The organism is Streptomyces sp. NPDC001153, from assembly GCF_053598315.1.
Genome location: NZ_JBSFJZ010000017.1, coordinates 38,153 through 63,332 on the forward strand (window position 1 = coordinate 38,153; position 25,180 = coordinate 63,332).

At 71.1% G+C, this 25,180-nt stretch carries 21 protein-coding genes, 1 tRNA gene and 1 pseudogene; 12 read left to right on the forward strand and 11 right to left on the reverse strand.

Going from position 1 to position 25,180, the window contains the following annotated elements; all coding sequences use genetic code 11:
* Positions 1 to 137 precede the first annotated feature (137 nt).
* Positions 138 to 2,456 carry a transglycosylase domain-containing protein gene (locus ACWDEN_RS20580; protein WP_450859831.1) on the forward strand — a complete coding sequence of 773 codons (2,319 nt, stop codon included), beginning with the start codon at positions 138 to 140 and terminating at the stop codon, positions 2,454 to 2,456.
* Between the two features lie 199 nt (positions 2,457 to 2,655).
* Here ACWDEN_RS20580 and ACWDEN_RS20585 read toward each other — a convergent pair whose 3' ends face one another.
* Positions 2,656 to 3,123: a GatB/YqeY domain-containing protein gene (locus ACWDEN_RS20585; RefSeq protein WP_351602601.1), complete on the reverse strand. Its 468-nt coding sequence runs from the start codon at positions 3,121 to 3,123 to the stop codon at positions 2,656 to 2,658.
* Positions 3,124 to 3,237: 114 nt separating this feature from the next.
* Here ACWDEN_RS20585 and ACWDEN_RS20590 point away from each other — a divergent pair, with 114 nt between their 5' ends.
* The 4 genes from ACWDEN_RS20590 (at position 3,238) to ACWDEN_RS20605 (ending at position 7,304) form a co-directional block, all read left to right on the forward strand.
* On the forward strand, positions 3,238 to 4,161 hold the full coding sequence (locus ACWDEN_RS20590; RefSeq protein ID WP_351602600.1) for a metallophosphoesterase: 924 nt from the start codon (positions 3,238 to 3,240) through the stop codon (positions 4,159 to 4,161).
* A 249-nt stretch (positions 4,162 to 4,410) separates the two neighbouring features.
* Positions 4,411 to 5,169 carry a Pr6Pr family membrane protein gene (locus ACWDEN_RS20595; RefSeq protein ID WP_351602598.1) on the forward strand — a complete coding sequence of 253 codons (759 nt, stop codon included), beginning with the start codon at positions 4,411 to 4,413 and terminating at the stop codon, positions 5,167 to 5,169.
* A gap of 65 nt (positions 5,170 to 5,234) precedes the next feature.
* Positions 5,235 to 5,308 (forward strand) — tRNA-Pro (locus ACWDEN_RS20600).
* Positions 5,309 to 5,774: 466 nt separating this feature from the next.
* Positions 5,775 to 7,304 carry a hypothetical protein gene (locus ACWDEN_RS20605; RefSeq protein WP_351602597.1) on the forward strand — a complete coding sequence of 510 codons (1,530 nt, stop codon included), beginning with the start codon at positions 5,775 to 5,777 and terminating at the stop codon, positions 7,302 to 7,304.
* 145 nt (positions 7,305 to 7,449) lie between these two features.
* On the opposite strand, the gene ACWDEN_RS20610 is transcribed toward ACWDEN_RS20605, so the two are convergent.
* On the reverse strand, positions 7,450 to 7,812 hold the full coding sequence (locus ACWDEN_RS20610; RefSeq protein WP_351602596.1) for a hypothetical protein: 363 nt from the start codon (positions 7,810 to 7,812) through the stop codon (positions 7,450 to 7,452).
* 235 nt (positions 7,813 to 8,047) lie between these two features.
* Between ACWDEN_RS20610 and ACWDEN_RS20615 the strand changes: the two are divergent.
* Positions 8,048 to 8,416 (forward strand): annotated as a pseudogene (locus ACWDEN_RS20615) (SRPBCC family protein); the annotation flags it as partial.
* Here ACWDEN_RS20615 and serB read toward each other — a convergent pair.
* Positions 8,320 to 9,630, reverse strand: coding sequence for a phosphoserine phosphatase SerB (serB, locus tag ACWDEN_RS20620; RefSeq protein WP_351602595.1), 1,311 nt, complete (start codon positions 9,628 to 9,630; stop codon positions 8,320 to 8,322). The pseudogene ACWDEN_RS20615 and the gene serB sit on opposite strands and share 97 nt — an antisense overlap.
* Positions 9,631 to 9,654: 24 nt before the next feature.
* Positions 9,655 to 10,578 (reverse strand): LysR family transcriptional regulator, encoded by a 924-nt coding sequence (locus ACWDEN_RS20625; protein ID WP_450859832.1) that lies wholly within the window; start codon positions 10,576 to 10,578, stop codon positions 9,655 to 9,657.
* A 137-nt stretch (positions 10,579 to 10,715) separates the two neighbouring features.
* On the opposite strand from ACWDEN_RS20625, the gene ACWDEN_RS20630 reads away from it, so the two are divergent.
* From ACWDEN_RS20630 to ACWDEN_RS20650, 5 genes are all read left to right on the forward strand, one after another.
* A complete protein-coding gene (locus ACWDEN_RS20630) occupies positions 10,716 to 11,192 on the forward strand; it encodes a UbiA family prenyltransferase (RefSeq protein WP_450859833.1) in 477 nt (158 codons plus the stop codon).
* Positions 11,193 to 11,432: 240 nt separating this feature from the next.
* Entirely contained in the window at positions 11,433 to 11,822 is a 390-nt protein-coding gene (locus ACWDEN_RS20635; protein WP_450859834.1) for a BlaI/MecI/CopY family transcriptional regulator, read from the forward strand.
* Between the two features lie 31 nt (positions 11,823 to 11,853).
* Positions 11,854 to 12,795, forward strand: a complete 942-nt coding sequence (locus ACWDEN_RS20640) for a M56 family metallopeptidase (protein WP_450859835.1) — start codon at positions 11,854 to 11,856, stop codon at positions 12,793 to 12,795.
* Between the two features lie 132 nt (positions 12,796 to 12,927).
* On the forward strand, positions 12,928 to 13,464 hold the full coding sequence (locus ACWDEN_RS20645) for a hypothetical protein (protein WP_450859836.1): 537 nt from the start codon (positions 12,928 to 12,930) through the stop codon (positions 13,462 to 13,464).
* 100 nt (positions 13,465 to 13,564) lie between these two features.
* Positions 13,565 to 14,491 carry a hypothetical protein gene (locus tag ACWDEN_RS20650; protein WP_351602585.1) on the forward strand — a complete coding sequence of 309 codons (927 nt, stop codon included), beginning with the start codon at positions 13,565 to 13,567 and terminating at the stop codon, positions 14,489 to 14,491.
* A gap of 243 nt (positions 14,492 to 14,734) precedes the next feature.
* On the opposite strand, the gene lysA is transcribed toward ACWDEN_RS20650, so the two are convergent.
* Both lysA and ACWDEN_RS20660 read right to left on the reverse strand, forming a co-directional pair.
* Complete coding sequence (lysA, locus tag ACWDEN_RS20655; RefSeq protein WP_450859837.1) at positions 14,735 to 16,060, reverse strand: diaminopimelate decarboxylase; 1,326 nt, start codon at positions 16,058 to 16,060, stop codon at positions 14,735 to 14,737.
* Between the two features lie 15 nt (positions 16,061 to 16,075).
* Entirely contained in the window at positions 16,076 to 16,402 is a 327-nt protein-coding gene (locus ACWDEN_RS20660; protein ID WP_450859838.1) for an SAV_915 family protein, read from the reverse strand.
* A gap of 275 nt (positions 16,403 to 16,677) precedes the next feature.
* On the opposite strand from ACWDEN_RS20660, the gene ACWDEN_RS20665 reads away from it, so the two are divergent.
* Positions 16,678 to 17,244 (forward strand): universal stress protein, encoded by a 567-nt coding sequence (locus ACWDEN_RS20665; protein ID WP_351602577.1) that lies wholly within the window; start codon positions 16,678 to 16,680, stop codon positions 17,242 to 17,244.
* Positions 17,245 to 17,346: 102 nt separating this feature from the next.
* On the opposite strand, the gene ACWDEN_RS20670 is transcribed toward ACWDEN_RS20665, so the two are convergent.
* From ACWDEN_RS20670 to kdpA, 5 genes are all read right to left on the reverse strand, one after another.
* Positions 17,347 to 19,890 (reverse strand): sensor histidine kinase KdpD, encoded by a 2,544-nt coding sequence (locus tag ACWDEN_RS20670; RefSeq protein ID WP_351602573.1) that lies wholly within the window; start codon positions 19,888 to 19,890, stop codon positions 17,347 to 17,349.
* 1 nt (position 19,891) lies between these two features.
* On the reverse strand, positions 19,892 to 20,575 hold the full coding sequence (locus ACWDEN_RS20675; protein WP_351602571.1) for a response regulator: 684 nt from the start codon (positions 20,573 to 20,575) through the stop codon (positions 19,892 to 19,894).
* A 79-nt stretch (positions 20,576 to 20,654) separates the two neighbouring features.
* Positions 20,655 to 21,362 (reverse strand): potassium-transporting ATPase subunit C, encoded by a 708-nt coding sequence (locus ACWDEN_RS20680; protein WP_351602569.1) that lies wholly within the window; start codon positions 21,360 to 21,362, stop codon positions 20,655 to 20,657.
* A 24-nt stretch (positions 21,363 to 21,386) separates the two neighbouring features.
* Complete coding sequence (kdpB, locus tag ACWDEN_RS20685) at positions 21,387 to 23,513, reverse strand: potassium-transporting ATPase subunit KdpB (protein ID WP_351602567.1); 2,127 nt, start codon at positions 23,511 to 23,513, stop codon at positions 21,387 to 21,389.
* Complete coding sequence (gene kdpA / locus ACWDEN_RS20690) at positions 23,510 to 25,174, reverse strand: potassium-transporting ATPase subunit KdpA (RefSeq protein ID WP_351602565.1); 1,665 nt, start codon at positions 25,172 to 25,174, stop codon at positions 23,510 to 23,512. Before kdpA ends, kdpB begins: the two co-directional genes overlap by 4 nt.
* Positions 25,175 to 25,180: the final 6 nt, after the last annotated feature.

The following is a 25,180-nucleotide window of genomic DNA, read 5'->3' on the forward strand; positions in this document are numbered from 1 at the left end:
GCTGTGACAGTTGAGAGCAGCTTAGGCCAAGGCCTGCGCGCGTGTCCGGCGAATGGAAACGTAGGGCGTCGCCCTTTGCCGTGCCGTGACGCGGCCGCTCTTTCGGAACGCTCATCAGTACGGATTAGGCTGCCCCCATGCCAAAGAAGCGCTCGGGCGCTGGTCTGTCGCCAACGCAGCAGGCCGCCAAGTTCCTCGGTGTCAGTGTGCTCGCCGGAGCCGTGATGGCGGGCATCGCGCTGCCCGCGGCCGGCGCGCTGGGCCTCGCGGCCAAGGGCACGGTGCAGAGCTTCGACGAGATCCCGGCCAACCTCAAGAGTCCCCAGCTCAGTCAGCGCACCACCATCCTGGACAACCAGGGCCAGCAGATCGCGAGCGTCTACTCCCGCGACCGTACGGTGGTGGACCTCAAGGACATCTCGCCGTACATGCAGAAGGCGATCGTCGCGATCGAGGACGCGCGCTTCTACCAGCACGGCGCGATCGACCTCAAGGGCGTCCTGCGCGCCCTGAACAAGAACGCGCAGGAAGGCGGCGTCGCCCAGGGCGCCTCCACGCTCACCCAGCAGCTGGTGAAGAACTACTTCATCGAGGAGGCCGGCGACGACCCGACGAAGGTCGCCCAGGCCACCCAGCAGACCCTCGGTCGCAAGATCAAGGAACTGAAGTACGCGATCCAGATCGAGGAGAAGCTCGGCAAGAAGAAGATCCTCGAGAACTACCTGAACATCACCTTCTTCGGCGAGCAGGCCTACGGCGTCGAGGCCGCCTCCCAGCGCTACTTCTCCAAGCACGCCAAGGACCTGAACCTCCAGGAAGCCGCCCTGCTGGCCGGCATCGTGCAGTCCCCGAGCCGCTACGACCCGGTCAACGACGAGGCGGAGGCCACCAAGCGGCGCAACACCGTGCTGCAGCGGATGGCGGAGCTCGGCGACATCTCCCAGAAAGAGGCCGACCAGGCCAAGCAGACGCCGCTCGGACTGCACCCGAGCCAGCCCAAGAACGGCTGCATCACCGCGGTCAAGGGCGCCGGCTTCTTCTGCGACTACGTCCGTGACGTCGTCCTGAACGACCCGGTATTCGGCAGGACCAAGCAGGCCCGGGCCAAGCTCTGGAACCAGGGCGGCCTGACGGTCCGCACGACGCTCGACCCGCAGGCGCAGGAATCGGTGCAGACGTCCATCAAGAACCACGTCTACCAGTCCGACGCGGTGGCGACGGCCGCGACCATCGTCGAGCCCGGCACCGGCAAGATCCTTGCCATGGGCCAGTCCCGTCCGTACGGCTTCGGCGCGAACGAGACGCAGATCAACCTCTCGGTCAACTCGGACATGGGCGGCGGCGCCGGCTACCAGCCCGGTTCGACGTTCAAGCCGATCGTCGCGGCGGCCGCGATCGAGGGCGGCAAGCCCCCGACGCAGAAGTACCCCTCGCCGTACGAGATGCCGTACCCGAGCCCCGTGCAGGCGTGTGACGGCAAGCTCTGGCGCAACGATCCGAACAACCCCGCCAAGCTGCAGAACGAGAACGAGTCGGAGCACGGCCCGTACGGCATGAAGGAGGCGACCGCCAAGTCGGTCAACACCTACTACGTGCAGCTGATCAGCGACATCGGCATCTGCCCGGTCACGGAGATGGCGAAGAAGATGGGCGTGCGGCGCGCGGACGGCCGAGCGATCGACCAAGCCCCCTCCATCGCGCTCGGCACCCAGGAGATGTCGCCGCTGACAATGGCGAACGCGTACGCCACCTTCGCCTCGCGCGGTATGTACTGCACCCCGGTCGCCATAGAGTCGATCACCCAGAAGGTCGGCAGCGAGGTGAAGTCCCTCCAGGTGCCGAAGTCGACCTGCTCGCGTGCGATGTCGGAGAAGACCGCCGACACCATCAGCACGATCCTCAAGGGCGTGGTCGAGGACGGTACGGGTCAGCAGGCCGGCCTCGGCGACCGCCCGAGCGCGGGCAAGACGGGTACGACGGACGAGCGCTACGCCGCCTGGTTCGTCGGCTACACCCCGAACATGGCGGGCGCGGTCTGGGTCGGCGACCCGGCCCACAAGCGCCAGATGAAGAACATCACCATCGGCGGCGTCTACAACGAGAAGGTCTACGGCGGCCAGGTCCCCGGCCCGATCTGGCGCGACATGATGACCGGCGCGCTCAGCGGCAAGCCCGTGGAGGACTTCCACCTGATCGACATCCCCGACGACAACAAGGGGGACGGTCAGGGAAAAGGACACGGGGGGAACGGCGGGGGGAAGAACGGGGACAGCACGGGCGGGATCGGCGGACTGATCGGCGGGCTGACGGCCGGGGGAACGACAGTCGGCGGCACCACGGGTGACACGACCGGCGGCCCCTTCCCGACGCCGACCATCTCCCTCCCGGGCAACTTCATCCAGGGGCAGGGGAACGGCGGAATCAATGGGAACGGAAACGGGGGCGTGCGGGGGTAACCCCTGATGTGAGTACGACCTGATGTGAGTACGGCGGCGGGGCCGCACCCCTCGGTTCGATCGAGGGGTGCGGCCCCGCCGCCGTACATATCGCCCCGTGGAGCCCAGGACATATCTGCCCGTAGTGGCCCCGGGGTGCCCCGGGACATGTCCGCCCTTGGCGCCCGGGGCACATCTGCACGTGGCGCCCGGGGTCGGGTCAGCCCTGGAGCAGCTTCTTCACCGCCGCGGCCACGCGGCCGCCCTCGGCCTGGCCGGCCACCTTGGGGTTCACGATCTTCATGACGGCGCCCATGGCCCGCGGTCCCTCGGCGCCGGCCGCCCTGGCCTCTTCCACGGCCTGGGCGACGATCGCGTTCAGTTCGTCGTCGGACAGCTGCTTGGGCAGGTACTCGGCGAGCACGTCGCCCTCCGCCTTCTCCCGCTCGGCCTGCTCGGCGCGTCCGCCCTGCGCGAACGCCTCCGCGGCCTCCCGGCGCTTCTTCGCCTCGCGGGTGATCACCTTGAGAACCTCGTCGTCGGAGAGCTCCCGCTTCTCCTTGCCCGCGACCTCCTCCTTGGTGATCGCGGCCAGCGTCAGCCGGAGCGTCGAGGAGCGGAGCTCGTCGCGCCCCTTGATCGCGGCGTTGAGGTCGTCGTGCAGCTTCGACTTGAGCGTGGTGGTCATGGGACCGATTGTCGCAGGTGTGCTGCGGTAAACGCCCGTTGATTTAAGGGGAACGCCCGTCGACCGACAGGCATCGGGTCTCGTCGGTGTCTGCGCGTCTGACACGATGGACGTATGCGCGCGCGATACGGAGTACCCCTGGGAATCATGGCGGCAGGCGCCGCCGGTCTGGCGTACGCGGCGGGCTTCGAGGCCCGCTCCTTCCGCCTGCGACGGGTGACGGTCCCCGTCCTCCCACCGGGTATGCGTCCGCTGCGCGTGCTCCAGGTCTCCGACATCCACATGGTGAGCGGCCAGCGCAAGAAGCAGCGGTGGCTGCGGTCGCTGGCGGGCCTGCGCCCGGACTTCGTGATCAACACGGGCGACAACCTGTCGGACCCGGAAGGGGTCCCCGAGGTCATGGACGCCCTGGGCCCCCTGATGGAGTTCCCGGGCGCGTACGTCTTCGGCTCCAACGACTACTACGGCCCCCGACTCCGCAACCCCGCCCGCTACTTGCTGGAGAAGACGAGCGGTCGGCACGGCCTGAACGGCAACCCGCCGGCGGTCGGCGTCGTCCACAACCCGTGGGAGGACCTGCGCGACGGCTTCGACGGGGCGGGCTGGCTGAACCTGACGAACACCCGGGGTGTCCTGAAGGTCGAGGGCGTGTCGATCGAGCTGACGGGCCTCGACGACCCGCACATCAAGCGCGACCGCTACGCACGGGTGGCCGGCGGCCCCTCGGCGACGTACGACTTCTCGATGGGCGTGGTGCACGCGCCGTACCTGCGAGTGCTGGACGCGTACGCGGCGGACGGCTACCCGCTGGTCCTGGCCGGCCACACGCACGGCGGCCAGCTGTGCATCCCCTTCTATGGCGCGCTGGTCACCAACTGCGACCTGGACACGGACCGGGTGAAGGGCCTGTCCACCCACACGGCGGACGGCCACACCTCCTACCTCCACGTCTCGGCGGGCTGCGGCACCAACCGCTACACCCCGGTCCGCTTCGCCTGCCCGCCGGAGGCGACGCTGCTGACGCTGGTGGAGCGATAGAGGAGCCGGGCCGGTCGCACACCACTCGGGCACCCGGAGATGCCTCGGTACCACTCGGGTGTACTGCACTCGGGGGTGTACCCGACCGCGGTCGTATCCCCATCGGGTCGTAACCCACCGGGCTTGTAACCCACCGGGCTCGTAACCCGCCTGCGGTCGTAACCCACCGCGGTCGTATCCCCATCGGGTCGTAACCCACCCGGACTACGCCACATGGCCCCGCCCCTCCCCCGCTCCTAGCGTGAGGGCATGACCGCCCCGATACCCAGGGAGATCCCGGACCTGCCCGCGGTCCCGGCCACGCCCCTGCTGCTGCCCTCCCCGGTCCCGGCCACGGCCGTGGTGGCGCCGGTCCGCCGCCCCATGGTCGCGCTCTTCCGCCTCCTGACCGCCCTGGCGGCGGCAGGGGGCGTGGCCCTGGAGCTCCTGCTCGGTACCCCGGCCCGCATCCTGAGCTACTTCGGCGTCCAGGCCGGCCTCCTGCTGGCCGTCGTCATGCTCCTGTCGGCATCACGGGCCCTGCGCGCCCGCCGCCCCCTCCCCTCCTCTGTGACAGGCGCCATACTCCTCTACGCCGTGATCTCGGCCCTCGTCTACCACCTGCTGCTGGCCCACACGACGCCCCCGTTCTCCATGACCGGCGCGACGACGGCCCCGGTGCGCTGGCACGGCCAGTGGGCGACCCTCCAGATCCTCCACACGCTGGTACCGGCGGCGGCCGTGCTGGACTGGCTGCTGCTGACGCCCTCGGCCCGCCTGCACCTCCGCCAGGCGGCCACCTGGCTCCTGTACCCCCTGGCCTACCTGGCCTTCTACCTGATCCGAGGGGCCTTCCTCGCCCCCACGAACCCCTCCCGCTACCTCTACCCCTTCCTGGACGCGGCCACCCACGGCTACCGCAGCACCCTGGCGAACGCCCTCCTGCTGGGCCTCGCGATGTACGCCCTGGCCGTCCTCCTCGTGGCCCTGGACCACACCCGCCCGACCCCGGTCCGCCGCCGCGTCTAAACCGGATTTCGTCTACAGCCACCGGTGGGCTAAAGTAAACGTCGTCGCCGCGAGAGCAGCGACATCGGGGTGTAGCGCAGCTTGGCAGCGCGCTTCGTTCGGGACGAAGAGGTCGTGGGTTCAAATCCCGCCACCCCGACGCTGGTCAGAGGCCGCATACCAAGATTGGTATGCGGCCTCTGACGTGCTCGGGGGGCCAAACAGGGGGCCAAAGACTTCCGATCAAGCCTCGTAGGCGGTCGCCTGGCGCCGCTGGGCAAAGATCACGTCCATGGCTTCCGCGCCCTCGGTGATGACCGGCCGGAGCTGCTTCCGGTAGACCGCCTCCATGGTCGCCTGACTGCTGTGCCCGACAAGCTGCGCGATGCGACCTTGGACCCACTGCTCGGAGGCGCTTACGCACGCCCGGGTACGCGGCGCGCCACCTCGAGCGAAGAACCGCACGCCTGCCCTCAGTGCGCTGGTCGGCTCGTGGGGGCGGAGGCGCAGGTGCGCGGTGCGAGCCGGGGAGCGGGCTCGGCGCTCGCCGGTGGGAGGCCGGTGAGGGCCATGTGTCCCCCGTGCGCTACGGTGACTCGTTTTTGTCGCGCACCTAGGGGGGTTCGATGCGGCGAATCACAGCAGCCGCGAGTGTCGTCACCGTACTCGCGTCACTTCTCCTGGCCGGCGCCTCGACGGCGTCGGCGGCCACCGGGTCACTCACCGTCACGACGCTGGACCGGAGCGGCAAACCGGTCTACGCCCAAGTGGAGGTCTTCAACCCGAAAACGTTCGACTTCCGCATCATCGAAAGCAACAAGGCGACGTCGCTGCCCGACGGCAGCTACGAGCTCGTCACGTCTTTCGGTGATGCCGGAGACGAGCGTGCCACCGTCGGCGGTCACAGTGTGACGGTCTCCGGGTCCACGAAGACCACGTTCGACGCCCGGCAGGGCCGCCCGGTCAATGTCTCGCTCAGCCCGAACCCGGGCACCGGATACGACCACACGGTCAGCGCGTACGTCTGCACCTCCGACAACGGCCCGGCGAACATGGGCACGTCGGCGCCGGCGGGTGACCTGTACGTCATCCCGACGAGCAGCAGGGCGTACGAGCTGTCCTACGGCACCACGTACCAGCCGCAGTCGGCGACCGGCGGGGACTTCTGGCTGGCGTCCGCCACGCACACGGGCGGCGTGCCGTCCGGGATGTCGGCGACGCTCAAGCAGTCCGGGCTGACGGCCCTGAAGGTGTCCGCCCGTTCGGGCCCCGACAGCGGACAGGCGCGGTTCTCGTTCGACTACCAGGCGACGACGAGCACCGACAGCTGCTCGATGTCCACGAACTCACTCCAGTTCCAGCGGGAGCTGCCCAACTACTTCACCGCTCACCTCCCGCCCGGCCAATGGGAGGTGGGCCAGCAGAGCCACGACTTCGTCTTCGACGGGTTCCACAACTACGTGGCCGGCAGGACGACCTCGCTGACCCTCGGCCACGCGGTCTGGGGCCCCGGCGGACGGCTGCCCAACACCTGGTACCACCAGCTGTACTTCGGGTCCATCAACCCGTTCGCAGACCCGACCCTCCCGGATGGCGGAACGCTGGGCACCGGCACCGTGACGCTGACCCACGCGGGCAGGACGCTCTACTCGCACACCTACGCCCACTCGGACGGCATCGACGCGCATCCGCGGATCCCCGAGGCGGGCTGGTACACCGTCAGTGAAGTCGGCCGACGCACCCTGCCGTCCGGTTCGCTGTCGACCACGTCCAGCCTCACCCTGCACTTCTACGCGGACCCCAGCAAGAACGACCAGATCCGGGACTACATCACCCGGTTCTGGCCCGACGCCCTGAACACCAGGAACCAGGCGGCCCCTGGGTCAATCACGACCGTCGTCCTCGGCATGCAGCGCAACGGCACCGACGACGGCACAGTGAGCCAGCTGTCGGACAGCGTGAAGTCCGTGCACGCCTGGTACACCACCGACAACGGCACCACCTGGCACGCCACCACCGCGAAGCCGTCCGGCGGCAACTGGACCATCGCCGTCCACAACCCGGCCTCCGGCCGCGTCGGCCTGCGCTCGACGGTCACCGACACCCACGGCGACAGCTCGACGACCACGGTGTACAACGCGTACGCCGTGAGCTGAAGGCCACCACCTCCCGCTGCCACACCGGCGGCCCGCCCGAGGGATTTCCCCGGACGGGCCGCCGCCCGGCGATCGGGGCAGGAGCAGGAGCAGGAGCAGGAGCAGGCCAGGATCGAACTCCTCGAGCGGGTGTCGAGGACCGACGTCATTCCTCGCTGTGCTGGGCGAACACCTGCTGCTGTTCGTCCCGCCAGTTCCAGTTGGCCGGCCGGGAGAAGGGCAGGCTTCGGGCAAGGCCGGAGAACTGGTCGGATGGCTCCCGGCTGGCCTTGTTCACCACGATCGCGGAGAGCATCGGTGCTCGTCCGTCCTCGTTGCGGTGGAGGCAGACATCCTTGAGCAGGTAGGTCATGACTCCGCGGTGAGGCGGGACGGAGTCGAAGCCCTGTGCCGCCAACTCGGCGCTCAGCTCCCCGTACGTGATGGTCTGCCCCTGCCGGGCCCGCTTCCGCAGGATCTCCACGGCCGCTTCGACCGCAGCCGGGTACTCCGGGTCCTTGATCTTCATTGCCCCTCCCCCATCGCCTGGACACTGCCCCGCCTGCGCAGCGTACCGGCGCGTGCCGGCCATGCTGCCCGGCGCAGCTCAGGCCGCGCCGACAGCGTCCCCGTCTGCGGACCATCGGCGCAGGTGAGCGGTACGGCGGCCCGGTCATCCGACCGGCGCGGCCTGCGCGCTTGCGGCTCGACGAGGCCGTTGCGGATCAGGGCCCGGTGGACCGTGCCGGGATAGCGTTGAGGTCATGGCCGTCGATGTCCTCACCGAGACCGTGATCGCCCGTCCCTGTGCGGAGGTCGCCGCCTACGCCGGGGATCCGACCAACGCGCCCAACTGGTACGCCAACATCGTCTCGGTTCGCTGGCGGACGTCACCGCCGCTCGCCGTGGGCTCGAAGCTCGACTTCGTCGCCCGCTTCCTGGGGCGCACCCTGACCTACACGTACGAGGTCGTCGAGCACTCCTCCGAACGACTCGTGATGCGCACCGCGCAGGGGCCGTTTCCCATGGAGACGACCTACACCTGGCAGCCGGTGGACGCTGACCACACCCGGATGACGCTGCGCAACCGCGGCGAGCCGTCCGGCCTTGCCAAAGTGAGCGCACCGATGATGGCTGCGGCTGTGCGGCGGGCCAACGTCAAGGATCTGGCCGCATTGAAAGGGCTGCTGGAAGGCGCCCACGCCTGACGACTGCAACCGACGCTCACCGGCTGGCTGCACTCCGCCCCCGAATCACTGTCGCCGGAACTCCTGATCGCCACGGTGCGGGACAGCGGGATGCGGGCCTCGTGGGCGTAGCGCCGCAGCAGACGTGCCTTGGCCGCACGGTCGACGATGTCACCGACCAGCCGCCCGGTGAACCTCCCGTCCGCGACCTCAAGGGTGTTGGCGGCGGCGAAGTCGAGGTCCAGGAGTTCCGTGAGGTGATCGGTCACCTGCGTGAAGCCGCCGGACACCACACCGACCCGGTGGCCGAGCCGCCGCAGGCTGCGCACCAGGGTGCGGGCGCCGGGCGTCAGCCGTACCTCGGAGCGCACCTGGTCCACCACCGAGGCGTCGAGACCGGCGAGGAGGGCCACTCGCGCACGCAGTGACTGGGCGAAGTCGAGCTCTCCGCGCATGGCCGCCTCGGTCACCTCCGCGACCTGCGGGCCGCATCCCGCGTGGCGGGCGAAGAGATCGACGACCTCGTCCTGGATGAGTGTCGAGTCGACGTCCAGTACGACGAGACGGCGGTCGTGGGGGGAGCGCGGACCGGCCGTCGTGTGCTCCATGCGCTCGACGGACAGACCCGTGCCCTCCTGACCGGCGAAGGGGGACAGTGCGGCGCGCAGCGTGCCCGTGTCCGTGCCGGACACGACGAACTCGACCGCGGACACGGGTGCGGTGGCGGCCCCGGTCAGCGGGGTGATGCGGTCGAGACGGCCGCCCGCGTCGGTGATCCGGCGGCAGATCGCGGCCGCGGTGCTCGCGCTGAGCCGCTGGGCCACTACGGTGGCGCGGCACCGTGACGTCCGCAGCGATGGCGGACTCCCGTGGCCGGAGGACACTTCGGCGTACAGCTCACGTGCCGCCGCCCAGTCCCGTACGGCGGTGCGCAGCAGGCCCTCGGCGTCCGTCCGTACGGTCAGGACGCGGGCGGACAGGGCGACGTGCTCGCGGGTACGCACCTTCTCGAGGTCCATGACGGTGGTCCCGAACGCGGCCAGACTGCTGAACAGGCTTGCCGCCATGTCGGCCTGGTCCCGGCCGAAGACACTCACGAGCAGGGTGGAGCCGGGCGGGGCACCGTTCGGGGACAGGGGCCCGGCGATGAGGTCTGACATGGGCTTGTCGTCCTCGCGATCGAGTCAGGCCGCCGCGGCCGGGCGCGCGGCGAGACGGCGGGCGGGGAGACGGGAGGACGGGGGACGGTGGTGGTCGGCGAAGGCGCGGCCGGCCACGTCGACCAACCGCCGCGCGAGCGGATCGGCTCCCTGCACGGGGTGGACGAGCGACAAGGGCACCGTCGGCGCGCCGTAGAGCGGGATGAACCGCACGGCGGGGTGCAGCCGGCGGCGCAGCACCAGCTCGGGGGCCACCCCGATGCCCCGTCCCGCCGCGACGAGTTCGAGCCACTCGTCGAAATTGCTGCAGGAGACCGTCGCCGACGGACGGTTGTCCTCCGGCCAGTCCTCCGTGGTGATGATGCCGCTCACCGTGTTCATCACCAGCGGCTGCTCGGCGAGTTCGGCCCAGGCCAGCCGCTTCCGCCGGGCCAGGAGCGAACCGACCGGCACCGCCGCGACCTGGCCCTCCTCCCCGAGCCGCACCACCCGCATGCCCGGCGTGCCGGCGTCGCCCCGCAGCAGTGCCACGTCGACGACACCGTGGCCGACCCCGGCCAGCCGCTCGTCGTTGCGCACCAGCGAGACGGGAACGCCGGTCTCCGACTCGAACCGCGCCATGGCCTCCTGCACCCAGCCGTCGGGCAGCAGCCAGGTGAATCCCAGCCGCAGCACGGCGTCGTCGGTGTGGCGGGACAGCGCGAGTTCGAGACGAGGGATGAGTTCGTGCAGCTCGGCGCGCAGTTCCTGGCCGGCGGGGCTGAGCCGTACCATCCTGGTCGTGCGGTCCAGCAGGCGGACGTTCATCGCCTGTTCGAGGCGGACGATGCTCCGCGTGAGACTGGGTTGAGTGGTCCCGAGGGTCGCGGCAGCCTGGGTGAAGCTGAGCGATTCGGAGACCGCGAGGAAGGCTCGCAGATGGCGGATCCCCACATCCGTCCAGGCCAACGCCAACTCCTTGTCCTTGTGGGTGCGATGAGTTCCGTGATGGCGCAGATGACCCAAGGAGACTAGGAGCCGGGCACGGACGCGGGAGAGTTTCCTCTTCCAAGGATTCCCGTCGTACTTCCCTGTGGGCGTGCGCGGTGTCCACGTCCACCACCGTCGCCGCCGTCCTGCTGCTCGGCGGGCTGACCTTCGCCGCCGGCTGGACGACCGCGGGCGGCCGGACGGACGCCCTCCCCGTGATCGTCTTCGGCGGCGCGCTGACCCTGTGGATGGGGGCGGTCGGAGCCCTGGTCAAGGACCTGTCCGACGTGCGCGGAGACGCCGCGGCCGGGCGGCGCACGGCGCTGATCCGCTGGGGCGAGCGGCGGGCGAGGGTCGTCTGCGCGCTCAACCCCGTGGCGCTCGGGCTCGCCTACCTGACGACCGCCGCCGCCGTCGTACCGTCGCTGCTCGTCTCCGCCGTGATCCTGTCGGCCGGGGCGCTGGTGACGGCCCACCTGGTGCGCACCACCTCCTCGGACGCCCCCCGTAGCCGCAGCCGGCTGCCCTACCGCGCGTTCATGCTGACGCAGTACGCCACCTGCCTGGTCCAGCTCACCACCGAACTGAGCTGAACCCCGGCCGTCGTCGAGTGCGGCCGCAGGGGCGGCCGCCGCTCCGACCGCCGACCGGCTGCCAGGTGTACGTGGCCGCGCACGGCCGCGGCATCCGGAGGCGGACCGGTCGTCCCCGCCGTCCGCCGTCCCGCCTGTCCCCGGGGCAGGGGCGCATGGCACACTCGGGCGACGGCGGCATTTACACGGCCGTAGAAGTTCTGCGCGACCGCAGAAGATGAGCGGGAGAACGACAGACCGATGAGCGCCCACACACAGGGACGCGGCCCCAGGCGGGCCAACGGAGTGCGCGAGGCCGAGTTCCTCTGCCTGCTGCAGCGGGCCGAGGACGCGCTGACCCCCGGGGAGGTCGCCGAGCGGCTCGGGGGCGAGCTGACCTACAGCAGCGTGGTGACGATCCTCACCCGCATGCACGGCAAGGGCCTGCTCAACCGCGCCCCCCGCGGCAGGGCCTACGCCTACGCCCCCGTCACCGACGACGCCGGCTTCGCCGCCCGCCGGATGCGCACCGTGCTGGAGGAGCGCCCCGACCGCGAGGCCGTCCTCGCCCGCTTCGCCGACGAACTGTCCCACACCGACGCCGAGTTGCTGCGCCAGCTGCTCGGCCCCGACCAGCACCCCGGCCAGTAGGTCCGGCAGGCACAGGAAGGGTCCGCCCGGAATGCACGTCGCCGTCTATCTGCCGCTGCTGCTCTCGCTCGTCGCCCCGTTCGGCGCCCGCCCGCTGGCCGAACGCTGCGAACCCCGGCTCGCCACCTGGCTGCTCACCGCCTCGGCCCTGGTCCTGGGCGCGGCGAGCACGATCTCCCTGGGCCTGCTGGCCGTGGTCGGCCTGATCCGCGTACCGCAACTCGCCGCCCTGGGCCACTGGTCCGCCGGCACCGCACAGCACGAAGACCCCGCCGCGCTGTCCGTCTCGCTGATCGCCGGCCTGCTGCTCGGCGGCGCCGTGCTCATGGCGGCGCGCATGCTGTGGCGGCGGGCCCGCTCACTGGCCGCCGCCGCGTGGGAGGCCGCCTGCATGCCCGCCCGGGACGGCCTGGTCGTCGTCCCCGACGACGCCCCCGACGCCTTCGCGATCCCGGGGCTGCCCGGCCGGGTCGTCGTCTCCACCGGCATGCTGCACCGCCTGGACGCGTCCGAGCACGACATCCTGCTCGCCCACGAGCGCGCGCATCTGACCGCCCACCACTACGCCTTCGTCGCCCTCGCCCAACTCGGCGCCGCCGCCAACCCCTTCCTGCGCCCCCTGGCCACCGCCGTCACCTACACCATCGAGCGCTGGGCCGACGAGACCGCGGCCGCCTCGACCGGTGACCGCAGGCGGGTCGCCCGCACGGTCGGCAAGGCTGCCCTCGCCGCGCACCGCACGCCCGCGCTCGCCCGCGTCGCCGGTGCGGCCCTCGGCATCCTCGGCCGCCGCGGCCCCCTCGCCAAGGCCGGCCCGGTCCCCCGCCGCGTCGCCGCCCTCCTGGCTCCGCCGCTGGGCCGCCACCCGGCGCTCACCGCGGCGACCGCGGCCGTCCTGACCGTGGCGACGCTCGCCACCGTGGAGGCCGCCCACGACTTCCACCTCCTGCTGAGGACGGTCGGCGTCTCCTGACGGCCGACCGAGCACCTCGATTGTGTACCCCGTGGTGGTATGCCGACGTGCCCACGGAGCCCTCTCCCACCTCCCTCCCCCGTTCGGCCCGCTCCCCGCGTTCCCGCTCCTGCGCTCCCGTAAGGTGAAGCCGTGACCCTCGCGCAGCCCGCCGCCGGCACGGCCGGGGCCCGCATCCGTCAGTCGGTGCGGGCCTCCGTTCTGGTCGCCGTCCTGCTCGGGCTGTTCCTCATGCACGGCGGCCCGGCCGCGGCCGCGGGCGGCTGCCACGGGACCATGCCGGACACGGACACCGCCGTCCCGCACACGGCACCTGCCCAGCCGGCCGCGCACATGGACGCGATACGACCGGCGACCGCGATGACGGGCGCACCCCCGGACAAGGGCCGAACAGCAGCCGCGATGACGGCCGCGCACCCCGCCGGCCACGCCACGGCCGCGGTCGCCAAGGACGCTCCGCGTACGGACGAGGCCATGCGGGGCGCGTTGTGTCTGGCCACGACGCCCCGGTCCGGGATGCCGTCGCCCCCGATCGCCGCGAGCGCCCTCGCGATCCCGGCCGCCGTCCTGCTGCCGTGGGCCCGGCGGGGTTCCCACGGCACCCGTCGCCGGGGTCCACCGGCCGGCGGGCGTCCCCTTCTGCTCCAGGTCTGCATCGCGCGGACGTGAGGAGACCTCCGGGACACGGCGGCCCCCGTCGCCACGGTCCCGCACGGCTCCTCCACGTTCACCCGCGCCGGCTCACGGCGCCCACCTGGAAAGACACCCCATGTCCCAGCGTTTCCGCACGTCCCGCCGCGCCCTCGCGGCGGCCGCCGCCACCGCGGCGCTCACCCTGACCCTCGCCGCCTGCGGCTCCGGCTCCGACTCCGGAAAGGGCCACGGCTCCGCCATGGCCGGCATGGACCACAGCGCCTCCCCCTCCCCCTCGGGCTCGTCCGACGACATGGCGTCGATGCCCGGCATGGGCGCCGCGTCCACCGGCAACGGTCTGGCCGCCGCCAAGGACGGCTACAAGATGACCTCCACGACCGCCACCCTCCCCGCCGGCAAGGCGGCCGACTACCGCTTCGCCATCACCGGCCCGGACGGCAGGCCGGTCACCGGCTTCGCCGTCGACCAGACCAGGCGGATGCACTTCTACGCCATCCGCTCCGACCTCAGCGGCTTCCAGCACCTGCACCCCACCATGGCCGCGGACGGCACCTGGACCGCACCGCTGGCCGCGCTGCAGCCGGGCACCTGGCGGCTGTACGCCTCCTTCACCCCGGACCACGGCACCGGCAAGGGCAAGGGCTTCGTGCTCAGCCGCACCGTCAAGGTGCCCGGCATGGAGATGACCTCGTCCCTGCCGAAGGCGTCCGGCACCGCCACCGTCGACGGCTACACCGTCACGGTGAAGGGCGACCCGATGGCGGGCATGGCCCACCAGCTGACCGCCACCGTCACCAAGGACGGCAAGCCGGTCACCGACCTCCAGCCGTACCTCGACACCTACGCCCACCTGACCGCCTTCCACCAGGGCGACCAGGCCTTCGCCCACCTCCACCCGGAGACGAAGGCCGACGGCGACCACGGCGGGCCGTCCCTGACCTTCCACGCCGAGTTCGCCCGGTCCGGGAACTGGCGGCTGTTCCTGCAGTTCCAGACCGGCGGCAGGCTGCACACCGCGGCCCTCACCCTGCACGTCGGCTGAACCGACGGTGCGCCCTGGCCGCGACCGCGGCCAGGACGCACCACCCCGCTGCCCGCGGGTCAGTGCCCGCTGATCGCGAGTTCGTAGTCACCGATCAGGTCGCCGAGCAGGGTTCCGGCCATCAGGTCACTGGTGACGTGAACTCGGGGGGGCGGGGCGAGGGTCACGGTCGATGTGCCGTGCTGAGGAGCGAGCGGCCCGCCCGGCACTGGCAGGGCTGCTCCCGTGTGCGGCGGCAGCGGACTACAGGCCCACATCCCGGCCCCGGATGTCCTCCAGGGACTCACGGCGGACCAGGAGGCGGGCGAAGCCGTCGCGTACGGCGACCACGGGCGGGCGGCCGACCAGGTTGTAGCCGGAGGCCATGGACAGGTGGTAGGCGCCGGCCACGGGGACGGCGAGCAGGTCACCGGGGCGGGTGTCGGCGGGCAGTTCCGCGTCGGCGGCCAGGACGTCCCCCGCCTCGCAGTGCCGGCCCACCACGGTGACCCGGGCGCGCTCCGCCGAGCCGGGCCGGCCGATCAGGCGCGGTGCGTACCGGACGCCGTACAGGGCCGGGCGCGGGTTGTCGCTCATGCCGCCGTCCACGGCCACGAAGACCTGGCCGCCCGTGTGCTTCACGGACAGCACGCGGTACAGCGCGATCCCGGCGGGGCCCGCGATCGCCCGGCCGGGCTCGATGATCAGGCGCGGCACGGGAAGTCCGGCCGTGGCGCAGGAGTCGGCGAGTTCGGTGCGGACCTTGCGGGCCAGTGCGGTGAGGTCGAGCGCCGCCTCGCCGGGGCGGTAGGCGATGCCGTGGCCGCCGCCGAGGTCGAGTTCGGGCAGCACCAGGCCGTGCTGCTCGTACAGGCGGGCCATCAGCCCGACCATGCGGCGTACGGCGACGAGGTAGGGCTTGACGCTGGTGATCTGCGAGCCCAGGTGGCAGTGCAGACCGGTGAGTTCGAGCTGTGGCTGGTCGAGTATGCGGGCGATGGCGTGCTGGGCGTGGCCGTCGGCGATGGACAGGCCGAACTTCTGGTCGTCGGTGCCGGTGCGGATCTTCTCGTGGCCGCCCGCACTGATCCCGGGCACGACCCGGACCATGACCCTCTGGTGGCCGTCCGGCCCCACGGCGGCGGCGAGCCGCGCGATCTCGGCGGGGCTGTCGATGACGATCCGGCCCACGCCGAGGCGCAGGGCGGTGTCCAGGTCGCGCGGGGACTTGGCGTTGCCGTGCAGCACGATCCGCTCGGGCGGAAAGCCGGTGGTGACGGCGAGCTCGAGTTCACCGGCGGAGCAGACGTCCAGGCCGAGGCCCTCCTCGTCCGTCCAGTGGGCCATGGCTCGGCACAGGAACGCCTTGGCCGCGTACAGGACTTCGGCGTCCGGGAAGGCGTCCCGGTAGGTACGGCAGCAGTCGCGGACCTCGGCCTCGTCCAGGACGTAGACGGGGGTGCCGAAGCGGGCGGCGACCTCGGCGAGCGCTACGCCGCCCACGGTGAGGTCGCCGTGAACCGGTTCGGCGGTGGAGGCGGGCCACACCAACAGGTCGGCGGCGGTGGCGGGTTCGTGGACCGTGGTCATCGTCGTCCTCCCCTCTCAGGCTGCGAAAGCGGGTGCCGGGGCGGACACCGGCCCGGGAGCGGGCGCGGTGAACTGGGGGTCCACCGTGAGGTGGGTGACGCCCAGCGGGGCGGTCAGGGCGCGCAGGGCCGGCTCGGCGAGGCGGATCCAGGCCTGGCCGGCGCCCAGGGTGGCGGCCAGCCGGCGCGCGGAGGTGAAGCCGACGGCCGTACGGTCGCCGAGCGGCGTGCGGAAGAGCCGGGCCGTACACCCGGCGGGCCCCGGCCGGACCGGAACGTACAGGGGTCCGGCCGGGAACGGATCGGAGGGCTCGGGGTCTTCGCCGTAGCGGAGTTCTGCCATGGGGTGCCTCCCGGAAGGCAGTGAGCGAGGTTCTGGAATGCCCCGGACGCGGGGAGGCGGACCGGGGCGCGGTGTCGACGGTATGCCCGGTTCCGGGGCTCCCGGGACGAGCCCTGACGTGACGCTGACGGCGATCCGGCGGGCCTTGACGGCACGCTGACGCCGCAGGTCACGGGCGGCGGAGGGGCCGTCAGAACGGCGTCAGGAACAGGCGTGCGCCCTGTTCGGGAGCTCCGGGGCGAGGTGTGATGGAAGGGATTTCCAAGGAGGAGCCGATGTCCGAGTACCGCCCGCCTTCGGCCACCCGGGTCGTGGTGGGAGTCAGCGGCTCACTGGGCGGAGCGACCGCCCTGGGCCGGGCCGCGTACGAGGCCAGGAGCCGGGGCGCCGAGCTCTGGCCGGTGCTGGCGTGGGAGCCGCCGGAGGGGGACGCTCTCTCCCGCAGGTTCCCGTCCACGACCCCCCTGGCCGAAGAATGGGAACGGCTGGCGTGCGAGCGGCTCGTCAGGGCGCTGCGCGAGGTGTTCGGCAGCACGGACACCGGGCTGCCCGGGCAGGCGCTCGTGGTACGGGGCGCCCCCGGACCGGCGCTGGTGCGGACCGCCGACCGCCACGACGACCTGCTCGTGGTCGGCGCCGGACAGCGGGGCCGGCTGCGCCGGGCACTGTGGCCGTCGGTCAGCCGCCACTGCCTCGCCCACGCCACGTGCCCCGTCCTCGCGGTCCCGCCGTCGCCGCTGCAGGCGGAACTGACGGCGGTACACCGGCGGAACGCCTGGGGGCTGCGGCTGAACACGCGGCACCTGGAGCGGGAGTTGCACAGGGTGCCGCCGGAGTCCTGAGGCCGTCGGGGGGAACTGTGCAGCCGACGGCACCGCACCTCCCCGGGGGCGCGGGGCTGTGCCGATGTGCGGCCCCGCCGCGTGGGCGCGACCAGCCCACCACTACCGGCGGCCGTCCGACAGGACAAGCCCCCCGGACCGTCCGCGCTGCGGAGCAGTCGGCACCGCGAGCACCATGGTGAGCCCGCCCCCCGGCGTGTCCTCGGCGACCAGCGTCCCGCCGACCGCCTCCGCGAACCCCCGGGCGACGGCGAGGCCGAGCCCGACACCGACCCCCCGCGGAGCGTCCCCGTACCGCTGGAAAGGCTCGAAGATGCGGTCCTTGGCCTCGTCCGGAACACCCGGCCCGCGGTCCACGACCCGCACCTCGACCCGGTCGGCGAGGGCACTCGCCGAGACCAGGACCCGCTCCCCCGGCGGGCTGTACTTGACCGCGTTCTCCACGACGTTCGCGACCGCCCGCTCCAGCAGGCCCCGGTCGACGTACACCATCGGCAGGGTCTCGGGGATGTCCAGTTCCACGCTGTCCTCGGGTACGCCGCCCAGCGCCATGGGCACGACCTCGTCCAGGTCGCTCTCGCGGATGATCGGGGTCACCGTGCCGGTCTGCAGGCGGGACATGTCCAGGAGGTTGCCGACCAGGTGGTCGAGCCTGTCCGCGCCCTCCTCGATGGCCTGCAGCAGCTCCGCCTGGTCCTGCGCGGACCACTCGACGTCGTCCGACCTGAGCGAGGTCACCGCGGCCTTGATGCCGGCCAGCGGGGTGCGCAGGTCGTGGCTGACGGCGGCCAGCAGGGCGGTGCGGATGCGGTTTCCCTCGGCCAGTTCCTTCGCCCGGTCGGCCTCGCTCTGCAGCCGCTGCCGGTCCAGGACCACGGCGGCCTGCGCGGCGAACGCGGCCAGCACCCGGCGGTCGGCGGCGGGCAGCACCCGGCCGCGCAGGGAGAGGGCCATGTGGTCGCCGACGGGGACGTCGACGTCGGCGTCCACCGGGATCTCGGCAGGCCGGGGTCCCACACTGCCGGCGCAGGTCCAGGGAGCGGTCTCGCCGCTGCGCTCCAGCAGGGCCACCGACTCCATGCCGAAGGTCTCGCGGACCCTCTCCAGCAGTGCCTCCAGAGTGGTCTCGCCGCGCAGGACGTTGCCCGCGAGGAAGGACAGGATCTCCGACTCGGCGCGCAGCCGGGCGGCCTGGTGGGTGCGCCGGGCGGCGAGGTCCACCACCGAGGCCACGGACACGGCGACCCCGACGAAGATCGCGATGGCGACGATGTTCTTCGGGTCGGCGATCGTGAGGGTGTGGACGGGCGGGGTGAAGTACCAGTTGAGCAGCAGGGAGCCGACCACCGCGGAGGCCAGCGCCGGGAAGAGCCCGCCGAGCAGGGCGGCGGCCACCGTCAGCGTCAGGTACAGCAGCATGTCGTTGGCGAGGCCGACATCCGGGGTGGCGCTGGTGAGGAGCCAGGTGAGGAGGGCCGGGCCGATGACTCCCACGGCCCAGCCCCAGATGACCCGGGAGCGGCCGAGGCGGGCGCCGCGCGCCACCGGCAGTCCGCGGCCCTTGCCCGCCTCGTCGTGCGTGATGAGGTGCACGTCGAGATCGGGACCGGACTCGCGGGCGACCGTGGCGCCGACGCCGGGCCCGAAGACGTACTGCCAGCTGCGGCGACGGGAGACGCCCAGCACGATCTGGGTGGCGTTCACGCCCCGCGCGAAGTCGAGCAGGGCGGCCGGTATGTCGTCGCCGACGACCTGGTGGAAGGTGCCGCCCAGGTCCTCCACGAGGGTGCGCTGGTCGGCGAGTTCCTTCGGGGAGGCCGAGGACAGGCCGTCGCTGCGGGAGATGTAGACGGCCAGCACCTCGCCGCCGGCGCCCTTCTCCGCCAGCCGCGCGGCACGCCGTATCAGGGTGCGCCCCTCGGGGCCGCCGGTCAGACCGACCACGATCCGCTCCCGCGAGCCCCAGATGGTGGACACCCGGTGCTCGCGCCGGTACTCGTTGAGGTACTCGTCGACCCGGTCGGCCACCCACAGCAGCGCCAGCTCGCGCAGGGCGGTCAGGTTCCCGGGGCGGAAGTAGTTGGACAGGGCCGCGTCGACCTTGTCGGGTTTGTAGATGTTGCCGTGCGCCATCCGGCGGCGCAGGGCCTGCGGGGACATGTCGACCAGCTCGATCTGGTCCGCGCGGCGTACGACCTCGTCCGGGACGGTCTCCTGCTGCCGCACCCCGGTGATCGACTCGACCACGTCGCCGAGTGACTCCAGGTGCTGGATGTTGACGGTCGAGATCACGTCGATCCCGGCGGCCAGCAGCTCCTCCACGTCCTGCCAGCGCTTGGCGTTGCGCGAGCCGGGGATGTTGGTGTGGGGCAGCTCGTCCACGAGCGCCACCTGCGGGCGGCGGGCGAGGACGGCGTCCACGTCCATCTCGGTGAAGACGCTGCCCCGGTAGGTGAGTTCCCGGCGCGGCACCTGTTCCAGCCCGTGCAGCATCACCTCGGTGCGCGGCCGGTGGTGGTGTTCCACGAAGGCGACCACGCAGTCGGTGCCCCGCTCGATACGGCGGTGTGCCTCCGACAGCATCGCGTAGGTCTTGCCGACGCCGGGTGCCGCGCCGAGGTAGATCCGGAGCCTGCCACGTGCCATGTCATCCCTCGAAGCGGTAGCCCATGCCGGGCTCGGTGATCAGATAGCGGGGCTGGGAGGGGTCCGACTCCAGCTTGCGGCGCAGCTGGGCCATGTAGACCCGCAGGTAGTTGGTCTTGTTGCGCTGCGAGACGCCCCAGACCTCCTGGAGCAGCTGTTTCTGGGTGATCAGCCGACCGGGGTTGGTGACCAGGATCTCCAGCAGGTGCCACTCGGTCGGGGTCAGCCGTACGTCCCGCCCGTCCCGTACGGCCTTCTTCGCGAGCAGGTCCAGGGTGAAGTGCTCGGTCTCGACCAGTGTCGTCTCGGGGACCAGCGGTGTGTCCTCGGTCCGGCGGACGGCGGCCCGCAGCCGGGCGAGCAGTTCGTCCATGCTGAACGGCTTGGTGACGTAGTCGTCCGCACCCGCGTCGAGGGCGGCCACCTTCTCGTCGGAGGCCTGCCGGGCGGACAGGACCAGGATCGGAACGCGGCTCCAGCCCCGCAGGCCCTTGATGATGTCGACGCCGTCCATGTCGGGCAGGCCGAGGTCCAGCAGCACCGCGTCGGGCTGACGCGAGGCGGCGAGCCGCAGGGCCGTGGCGCCGTCGGGGGCGGCGTCCACGCCGTAGTGACGTGCCTGCAAGTTGATGACGAGGGCCCGTACCAGCTGCGGGTCGTCCTCCACCACGAGCACCCTGGTCATGGGTGTGTGTCTCTCCTGTCATGCCTGCGGGAGTCGGCACCCTCGGATGCCGACTCCCGTCGCGGATCGCGTAAGGCCGTCACTTCGTGGCCACGAGGTCCTTGAGCGCGATGTTGAGCTCCAGGACGTTCACCCGCGGCTCGCCGATGAAGCCCAGGGTGCGGCCGGCCGTGTGGTCCCTGACCAGCTTTTCGACCTGGGCGACGGGCAGGCCGTTCCTCGCGGCGACCCGGTGCACCTGGAGTTCGGCGTACTCCGGGGAGATGGCCGGGTCCAGTCCGGAGCCGGAGGAGGTGACGGCGTCGGCGGGGACGTCGGCCGGCTTCACCGTGTAGCCGGGAACGGAGTTGTCCTTGACGACGGCGTCCTTGGCGGCGAGCACCTGGGCGCAGAGCGTCTTGTCCGCGGGTGTGTCCGGGCACTTGCCGTTCACCGCGCCGCTGTCGGCGGACAAGTTGGTGGCCCCGGACAGGATCAGCTGGTACCGCGTGTTGACGGAGTTGGTGCCGAGCCCGTTCTGCGGGCGGCCCTGGAACCACTTCAGGTCCGGGTCCGGGCTGGTCTGGCCCTTCTTCAGCGGCAGGTTGTACGACTGCCCGATCAGCGACGAGCCGACGACCTTGCCGTCCGCCTTGATCTCCGAGCCGTTCGCCTTGCCGCCGAACAGCCCCTGGGCGATGCCGGTGACGACCAGTGGGTAGATGACGCCCGTCACCAGGGTCAGCACGAGGAGGGCCCTGAGGCCCGCCCCGAGCAACCGGACGGTGTTCGTTACGGAGTTGTTCATGGTGATCAGCACGCCTTTGAAGAGTCACAGCCCGGGGATGAGGGAGATGAGCATGTCGATGATCTTGATGCCGATGAAGGGCGCGATCAGGCCGCCGATGCCGTAGATCCCGAGGTTGCGCCGCAGCATCTTGTCCGCGCTGACCGGCCGGTACTGCACGCCCTTCAGGGACAGCGGCACCAGCGCGATGATGATCAGCGCGTTGAAGACGACCGCGGACAGGATCGCGGAGTCCGGCGAGGACAGGTGCATGATGTTCAGCTTGTCCAGGCCCGGGTAGACCGCCGCGAACAGCGCCGGGATGATCGCGAAGTACTTCGCGACGTCGTTGGCGATGGAGAACGTCGTCAGCGCACCGCGCGTGATCAGCAGCTGCTTGCCGATCTCCACGATCTCGATCAGCTTGGTCGGGTTGGAGTCGAGGTCGACCATGTTGCCGGCCTCCTTGGCGGCCGACGTACCGGTGTTCATCGCCACGCCGACGTCCGCCTGCGCGAGCGCCGGGGCGTCGTTGGTGCCGTCGCCGGTCATCGCGACCAGCTTGCCGCCGGCCTGCTCGCGCTTGATGAGGGCCATCTTGTCCTCGGGGGTGGCCTCCGCGAGGAAGTCGTCGACGCCCGCCTCCTCGGCGATCGCCTTCGCGGTCAGCGGGTTGTCACCCGTGATCATGACGGTCTTGATGCCCATGCGGCGCAGCTCCTCGAACCGCTCCCGCATGCCCTCCTTCACGACGTCCTTCAGGTGGATGACACCCAGGACGCGGGCGCCCCTGTCGTCGTGGACGGCGACGAGCAGCGGGGTGCCGCCGGCCTCGGAGATCCGGTTGGCCATGCCGTCCGCGTCCTCGGCGACCGTGCCGCCCTGCTCCTCGACCCAGGCGATCACCGAGGCGGTCGCGCCCTTGCGGATCTTCCGGCCGTCGACGTCCACACCCGACATACGGGTCTGGGCGGTGAACTCGATCCACTCGGCGCCGACCAGCTCGCCCTGGTGCCGCTCGCGCAGCCCGTACTTCTCCTTGGCCAGGACGACGATCGAGCGGCCCTCTGGCGTCTCGTCCGCGAGGGACGACAGCTGGGCCGCGTCCGCGACCTCCGCCTCGGTGGTGCCCTTCACCGGCACGAACTCCGCCGCCTGACGGTTGCCGAGGGTGATGGTGCCGGTCTTGTCCAGCAGCAGTGTGGAGACGTCACCGGCGGCCTCGACCGCACGACCGGACATGGCCAGCACATTGCGCTGCACCAGCCGGTCCATGCCCGCGATACCGATCGCGGACAGCAGGGCGCCGATCGTGGTCGGGATCAGGCAGACCAGCAGGGCCACCAGCACCACCATCGTCAGGTGCGTGTGGGCGAAGTCCGCGAACGGCGGCAGGGTGGCCACCGCCAGCAGGAAGACGATGGTCAGCGAGGCGAGCAGGATGTTCAGCGCGATCTCGTTGGGCGTCTTCTGCCGGGCGGCGCCCTCGACCAGGTTGATCATCCGGTCGATGAACGTCTCGCCGGGCTTCGTCGTGATCTTGATGACGATCCGGTCGGACAGCACCTTCGTACCGCCGGTCACCGCGGACCGGTCGCCACCGGACTCACGGATCACCGGAGCCGACTCACCCGTGATCGCCGACTCGTCCACCGAGGCGACACCCTCGACGACGTCACCGTCACCGGGGATGACATCACCGGCCTCGCAGACCACCAGGTCACCGATGGTCAGCGCGGTACCCGGCACCTGCTCCTCGGAGCCGTCCGCGAGCAGCCGGCGGGCCACGGTGTCGGTCTTGGCCTTGCGCAGGGTGTCGGCCTGCGCCTTGCCCCGGCCCTCGGCCACGGCCTCCGCCAGGTTGGCGAAGATCACCGTCAGCCACAGCCAGGCGCTGATGGTCCAGCCGAACCAGTCGCCCGGGTGCTGGAAGGAGAAGATCGTGGTCAGCACGGAGCCGATCCACACCACGAACATCACGGGGGACTTGACCATCACCCGCGGGTCGAGCTTGCGGCAGGCTTCCGGCAGGGACTTCAGCAGCTGCCTGGGTTCGAAGAGGCCCGCTCCGACACGGCCCTCGGCGGGCTTGTGCCCGGTCGGCGCGTCCGTGTGGGGCGCAAGGGTGGGAGTGGACATGGAGTCCTCTTGCTTCTTGATGTCGGTCGTCATGACGCCAGCCCCTCGGCCAGCGGACCCAGCGCGAGGGCCGGGAAGTAGGTCAGACCGGTGATGATCAGGATCGCGCCCACCAGCAGACCGGTGAACAGCGGCTTCTCGGTGCGCAGGGTGCCCGCGGTCACCGGTACCGGCTTCTGCTCGGCGAGGGAGCCGGCCAGCGCCAGCACGAACACCATCGGCAGGAAGCGGCCGAGCAGCATCGCGAGTCCGGTCGTGGTGTTGTACCAGTCGGTGTTCGCGTTCAGCCCGGCGAAGGCCGAACCGTTGTTGTTCGACGCGGACGTGAACGCGTACAGCACCTCGGAGAACCCGTGCGCACCGGAGTTGAGCATCGAGTGCGGCGGGGTCGGCAGCGCCATCGAGGCCGCCGTGAACACCAGCACCAGGGCGGGGGTGATGAGGATGTAGCAGGCGGCGAGCTTCATCTCGCGGCCGCCGATCTTCTTGCCCAGGTACTCGGGCGTACGGCCGACCATCAGACCGGCGATGAACACCGCGATGACCGCCATGATCAGGATGCCGTACAGGCCGGAGCCGGTACCGCCGGGCGTGATCTCGCCCAGCATCATGCTCAGCATCGTGATGCCGCCGCCGAGGCCCGTGAAGGAGGAGTGGAAGGAGTCCACCGCACCGGTCGAGGTGAGCGTGGTCGCCACCGCGAAGATCGACGAGCCGCCGACGCCGAAGCGGACCTCCTTGCCCTCCATCGCCCCGCCGGCCGCCTGCAGCGCCGGGCCGTGGTGGGCGAACTCGGTCCACATCATCAGCGCGGTGAAGCCCAGCCAGATGGTGAACATCGTGGCGAGGATCGCGTAGCCCTGCTTCACGTTGCCGACCATCACGCCGAAGGTGCGGGTCAGCGAGAAGGGGATGACGAGGATCAGGAAGATCTCGAAGAGGTTCGTGAACGGGGTCGGGTTCTCGAAGGGGTGGGCGGAGTTGGCGTTGAAGTAGCCGCCGCCGTTGGTGCCGATCTCCTTGATGGCCTCCTGCGAGGCGACCGCGCCGCCGTTCCACTGCTGCGAGCCGCCCATGAACTGACCGACCTCGTGGATGCCGGAGAAGTTCTGGATGGCGCCGCAGGCGACCAGGATCACCGCGGCGACGACCGACATCGGCACCAGGATGCGCAGCGTGCCGCGCACCAAGTCCGACCAGAAGTTGCCCAGTTCACCAGTGCGCGAGCGCGCGAACCCCCGAACGAGAGCCACCGCAACGGCGATACCGACGGCCGCCGAGAGGAAGTTCTGCACGGCCAGACCGGCGGTCTGCACGACGTGACCCATGGTCTGCTCGCCGTAGTACGACTGCCAGTTGGTGTTGGTCACGAAGGACACGGCCGTGTTGAACGACTGCGCCGGGTTGACCGAGGAGAAGTGCAGCGAGCCGGGCAGCACGCCCTGCAGCCGCTGCAGCAGGTAGAGGAAGAGGACGCTGACGGCGGAGAAGGCCAGCACACCGCGCAGGTACGCGGGCCAGGTCATCTCGGTGTCAGGGTTGGCACCGATGGCCTTGTAGATCCACTTCTCGACGCGCAGGTGCCCCCGCGAGGAGTAGACCTTGGCCATGTAGGTGCCGAGCGGGATGTAGGCGAGGGCCAGCGCGCCTATCAGGGCGGTCAGCTGGAGTACGCCTGCAAGTACGGGACCCATGTCGTG

Coding starts and splice junctions, on each gene's coding strand:
- ACWDEN_RS20665 (WP_351602577.1), top strand. CDS start 16,678: ATGTCCGAGTACCGCCCGCCTTCGGCCACCCGGGTCGTGGTGGGAGTC.
- ACWDEN_RS20585 (WP_351602601.1), bottom strand. CDS start 3,123: ATGACCACCACGCTCAAGTCGAAGCTGCACGACGACCTCAACGCCGCG.
- ACWDEN_RS20680 (WP_351602569.1), bottom strand. CDS start 21,362: ATGAACAACTCCGTAACGAACACCGTCCGGTTGCTCGGGGCGGGCCTC.
- lysA (WP_450859837.1), bottom strand. CDS start 16,060: ATGACCACGGTCCACGAACCCGCCACCGCCGCCGACCTGTTGGTGTGG.
- ACWDEN_RS20670 (WP_351602573.1), bottom strand. CDS start 19,890: ATGGCACGTGGCAGGCTCCGGATCTACCTCGGCGCGGCACCCGGCGTC.
- ACWDEN_RS20660 (WP_450859838.1), bottom strand. CDS start 16,402: ATGGCAGAACTCCGCTACGGCGAAGACCCCGAGCCCTCCGATCCGTTC.
- ACWDEN_RS20610 (WP_351602596.1), bottom strand. CDS start 7,812: ATGAAGATCAAGGACCCGGAGTACCCGGCTGCGGTCGAAGCGGCCGTG.
- ACWDEN_RS20605 (WP_351602597.1), top strand. CDS start 5,775: ATGCGGCGAATCACAGCAGCCGCGAGTGTCGTCACCGTACTCGCGTCA.
- ACWDEN_RS20640 (WP_450859835.1), top strand. CDS start 11,854: ATGCACGTCGCCGTCTATCTGCCGCTGCTGCTCTCGCTCGTCGCCCCG.
- serB (WP_351602595.1), bottom strand. CDS start 9,630: ATGTCAGACCTCATCGCCGGGCCCCTGTCCCCGAACGGTGCCCCGCCC.
- kdpA (WP_351602565.1), bottom strand. CDS start 25,174: ATGGGTCCCGTACTTGCAGGCGTACTCCAGCTGACCGCCCTGATAGGC.
- ACWDEN_RS20595 (WP_351602598.1), top strand. CDS start 4,411: ATGACCGCCCCGATACCCAGGGAGATCCCGGACCTGCCCGCGGTCCCG.
- ACWDEN_RS20675 (WP_351602571.1), bottom strand. CDS start 20,575: ATGACCAGGGTGCTCGTGGTGGAGGACGACCCGCAGCTGGTACGGGCC.
- ACWDEN_RS20580 (WP_450859831.1), top strand. CDS start 138: ATGCCAAAGAAGCGCTCGGGCGCTGGTCTGTCGCCAACGCAGCAGGCC.
- ACWDEN_RS20590 (WP_351602600.1), top strand. CDS start 3,238: ATGCGCGCGCGATACGGAGTACCCCTGGGAATCATGGCGGCAGGCGCC.
- ACWDEN_RS20635 (WP_450859834.1), top strand. CDS start 11,433: ATGAGCGCCCACACACAGGGACGCGGCCCCAGGCGGGCCAACGGAGTG.
- kdpB (WP_351602567.1), bottom strand. CDS start 23,513: ATGACGACCGACATCAAGAAGCAAGAGGACTCCATGTCCACTCCCACC.
- ACWDEN_RS20650 (WP_351602585.1), top strand. CDS start 13,565: ATGTCCCAGCGTTTCCGCACGTCCCGCCGCGCCCTCGCGGCGGCCGCC.